Here is a 3,959-nt window from a genome sequence, read left to right as displayed (position 1 = left end):
CTGCCCGAGGTCTACCACCAGGTGATGGAGGCATGGAACGCCTGCCTGGAGGACGGCGCAGACTTCTCCGCCATGCAGCGCGCCATCCGCGAGCGCGACGTCCCGCGGATCCGGGAGATCTGGTCCCGCCTGGTCGCGCGGCTCGACAACCAGACCTTCTACGGCTACCTCTGCGACTCCCCGGCCTTCGCCTCCTTCCGGCACCGTGAGATCTTCGGCCAGGTCGGTTTCGGCACCGGGGGCTGGGACACCGACTTCCCCAACTCCATCCTGGAGATCCTGCGCGTCGTCTACACCGGCGCGGACGACGACCACCGCGGCATCGTCGGCGGCAGCCAGCAGCTTCCGCTGCGGCTGTGGGAGCGCGAGCCGCGCAAGCTCGTGCACTGGACTCCGGGCACTTCGCTGGCCTCCCTGCACGGCGGCCGGCCGCGCCCGGCCGTCACCCGGCTGCACCGCGCGGCGGGCGACCGTATCGTCGTCACCGACGCGGCCGGCGATATCCGCTCGTACCCGGCGGTGGTGTTCACCGCACAGTCCTGGATGCTGCTCTCGAAGATCGACTGCGATGACTCGCTCTTCCCCATCGACCACTGGACGGCGATGGAGCGCACCCACTACATGGAGTCCAGCAAGCTGTTCGTGCCGGTGGACCGGCCCTTCTGGCTGGACAAGGACGAGGTCACCGGGCGCGACGTGATGAGCATGACGCTCACCGACCGGATGACCCGGGGCACCTATCTGCTGGACGACGGACCGGACCGGCCCGCCGTCATCTGCCTCTCGTACACCTGGTGCGACGACAGCCTGAAGTGGCTGCCGCTGTCCGCGAACGAGCGTATGGAGGTCATGCTCAAGTCGCTGTCGGAGATCTATCCGAAGGTCGACATCCGCAAGCACATCATCGGCAGCCCGGTCACCGTCTCCTGGGAGAACGAGCCGTACTTCATGGGCGCGTTCAAGGCCAACCTCCCTGGTCACTACCGCTACCAGCGCCGTCTGTTCACCCACTTCATGCAGGACAGGCTCCCGGCCGACCGGCGCGGCGTCTTCCTCGCGGGCGACGACATCTCCTGGACCGCGGGGTGGGCCGAGGGCGCCATACAGACCGCGCTCAACGCGGTGTGGGGCGTGATGGCCCACTTCGGCGGGCGGACGGACCCGAAGAACCCGGGCCCGGGCGATGTCTACGACGAGATCGCGCCCGTCGAGCTCCCCGAGGACTGAGCCGGTGCGTTTGCGGTGAATGGTTTGCGGTGAATATGGGACAGCGACACGCCATGACGTCGGCGTGTCGCTGTCCCATATTCACCGCAACTCAGTCGCCGGGCAGCGGGGTGAGCAGAAACCGCCCCACCAGCCCGACGCTCTCGTCGACGCGCTCGACGAACTCCTCGGTCAGCTCCGGCAGTCCACGCAGCCCCCACAGGGCGCGGAACGCCGCCCACGCGGCGCCCCGCGCCTTGTCCAGGCTCCACGCGCCCACGAGGTGGGTGAGCGGATCGGCCACGTCCAGCAGGTCGGGGCCGGGCATCAGGTCCTCGCGGATCCGCTCCTCGAGACCGGTGAGCAGGGTGCCGACCCGGTCGAAGTCGCCCTCCAGCTCCTCCGGTTCGGCCTTCCGCGCCCGGCAGGTCTCCACCAGCGCGAGGGCCAGGTCATGGCCGATATGCGCGTTCATCCCGGCCAGCGCGAACTGCAGCGGACGGACCCCGGGATGGCGGCGCAGCTGGAACAGCGGCCGCCAGCAGGCGGGCGGCCGCCGCCCGGCCGCCACCGCGTCGACCGCGGCCAGATAGCGGGCGGCGAAGCGCACATCCAGGTCCTGGGTGGCGGCGGGGTCCTGGAAGTAACCGTCGGTGAGCCGGCGGCCGACCTCCTCGGTGACCGCCAGATACACCCGGTTGAAGACCGCCACCCCGTCCCGGGGCGGCAGCGCGGCGCCGAGCGCGCGCATCCGCGCCACGACACCCTCCACGGTCCGCGGCGCGCGCCGCTCGGCCGACGTCGTCATGGACGCAAGCGTCGCAGCCGAGCCGCGGCCCGTCCGGCCGTACGCCGCCGCTTCCCCGAAACGGACTAACGAGACCTTGTCAGAGCGCCCCCGTTACGGGGCCTCGTGACAGCGGCCCGTCACAGCGCCCCCGCGTCGAGGGCCGTCCACAGCGTCGGATACAGGGGCCGCCAGCCCAGCTCGGCGCGGAGCCGGGCGTTGGAGCACACCCCGAACCAGGGGTCGGGGTCGGTGCGGTCCGCCATGCCCTCCGGCAGCGGAACGCCGTTGACCCGGTGCAGATCCACCGCCGTGACGGGCGCGTCATCGACGATGTTGTACTTCCGCCCGGCCACCCCCGGCGCGGTCAGCAGCCGCAGCAGCGCCCGCGCCACATCCGCGTGATGCACCAGCTGCAGCCGCTGGTGGGCCGCCCACTGCCCGGCCCACCGCAGCGAGTCCGCCAGATGCGGGTCGCCCTCCCCGTACACGAAGGACAGGCTGCCGATCCGGACGTCCAGCCCGCGCTCGCGGTGCAGCTCAAGCAGGCCCTGTTCGGCCTCGGCCTTGGACGCGGGGTACGCGCCCCACATCTCCCCGCCCGGCACTGTCTCGTCGTCCTCCACCAGCGGCCGGCCGCGCCCGAGGCCATAGGTCAGATTGGTGCTGACCTGGACGAAGCGCGAGACGCCCGCGTCCAGCGCCGCGCGGGCGAGGCCGAGGGCCGCGTCGCGGTTGACGGCCCATGCCTCCTCGTCCGGCACCCCCCGGAAGGCCGCCGCCACATTGACCACCGCGTCCACCCCGGCCAGCGCCTTGCGTACGTCCTGCTCCTCGCGCACATCGCCGACCGCCACCTGCGCGCCCAGCGCGGCGAAGGGCGCGCCCTTCGCCTCGTCGCGCACCAGCACCCGCACCTCGTCGCCGGGCGCGCCCCACTGCAGCAGCCGCGGCGCGAACCGCTCTCCCACCTTGCCGGTCACCCCGGTCACCAACGTCAGCATGTGCCGATCCTTTCTCTTTGGCTTTTGTCGGCAACGACTCTGCGGGGGTCCGCGGCCGACCGGGAGAGCACCGCCGATCCAGGGATTGGCAGACCCTGGTTGGGGAGCCGGGGACCGGCGATCCTTGAGGTGTGGACCGCACTCAACTCGCCGACTTCCTGCGCCGCTGCCGCACCCGGCTCTCACCCGCCGACGTCGGGCTCGGCCCGGGCGCGCGCCGCCGCACCCCAGGGCTGCGCCGCGAGGAGGTGGCCCAGCTGACCGGTATGTCCACCGACTACTACACCCGCCTGGAGCAGGCCCGCGGTCCGCGCCCGTCCCGGCAGATGCTGACCGCGCTGGCCCGCGCGCTGCGGCTCACCGACGATGAGCGGGACCACCTCTTCCATCTGGTGGGGGAGGAGCCGCCGCGCGACCGGTCGTCCTCCGGGCATGTGCGGCCCGGTCTGCTGCTGGTCCTGGACCGGCTGTACGACACCCCGGCGATGGTGGTCAACGACTGGGGCGAGGTGCTGGCGCAGAACCCGATGGCCGCCGCCCTGTCCGGCGACATCAGCGCCCGGCCGCCGGGCAAGCGGAACATGATCCGCCGCTACTTCACCGACCCGGACATGCGTCGGCTCGTCCCGCCCGAGGACCAGGAGGAGCACGCACGGTCCCATGTCGCGAACCTCCGGGCCGTGCTGGCCGCCCGCCCCGACGACCTCGCCCCGGCGGCCCTCGTCGCCGAGCTGCGGGCGGCCAGCCAGGAGTTCGCCGCGCTGTGGGAGGCGCACGAGGTCGCGGTGCGGCGCTCGGCGGTCAAACGTTTTCTGCACCCGGTGGTGGGGCTGCTCGAGCTGGAGTGCGAGGTGCTGCTGAGCTCCGAGCACGCCCAGCGGCTCATCGTCCACTCGGCCCGCCCGGGCACCGAGTCGTACGAGCGTCTTGAGCTGCTGCGGGTGGTGGGCCTGCAGGACCTC

At 72.0% G+C, this 3,959-nt stretch carries 4 protein-coding genes; 2 read left to right on the top strand and 2 right to left on the bottom strand.

Features of this window, described 5'->3' with window-relative positions; all coding sequences use genetic code 11:
• The coding region (locus CCN51_RS45035; RefSeq protein WP_086860888.1) for a flavin monoamine oxidase family protein at nucleotides 1–1,227 on the top strand (1,227 nt) is incomplete at its 5' end.
• A 91-nt stretch (nucleotides 1,228–1,318) separates the two neighbouring features.
• On the opposite strand, the gene CCN51_RS45030 is transcribed toward CCN51_RS45035, so the two are convergent.
• Together CCN51_RS45030 and CCN51_RS45025 are read right to left on the bottom strand one after the other, a co-directional pair.
• On the bottom strand, nucleotides 1,319–2,014 hold the full coding sequence (locus CCN51_RS45030) for a DUF5995 family protein (RefSeq protein ID WP_014174938.1): 696 nt from the start codon (nucleotides 2,012–2,014) through the stop codon (nucleotides 1,319–1,321).
• Between the two features lie 119 nt (nucleotides 2,015–2,133).
• Nucleotides 2,134–2,997 (bottom strand): NAD-dependent epimerase/dehydratase family protein, encoded by an 864-nt coding sequence (locus tag CCN51_RS45025; RefSeq protein ID WP_014174937.1) that lies wholly within the window; start codon nucleotides 2,995–2,997, stop codon nucleotides 2,134–2,136.
• A 131-nt stretch (nucleotides 2,998–3,128) separates the two neighbouring features.
• Between CCN51_RS45025 and CCN51_RS45020 the strand changes: the two genes are divergently transcribed.
• On the top strand, nucleotides 3,129–3,959 hold an 831-nt coding region (locus CCN51_RS45020), incomplete at its 3' end, for a helix-turn-helix transcriptional regulator (protein WP_086860892.1).

Source organism: Streptomyces milbemycinicus (genome assembly GCF_002154605.1).
In the GTDB taxonomy this organism is placed as follows: domain Bacteria; phylum Actinomycetota; class Actinomycetes; order Streptomycetales; family Streptomycetaceae; genus Streptomyces; species Streptomyces milbemycinicus.
The sequence above is the reverse complement of the archived record's forward strand: the minus strand, read 5'-3'. Positions and strand labels throughout refer to the sequence as shown.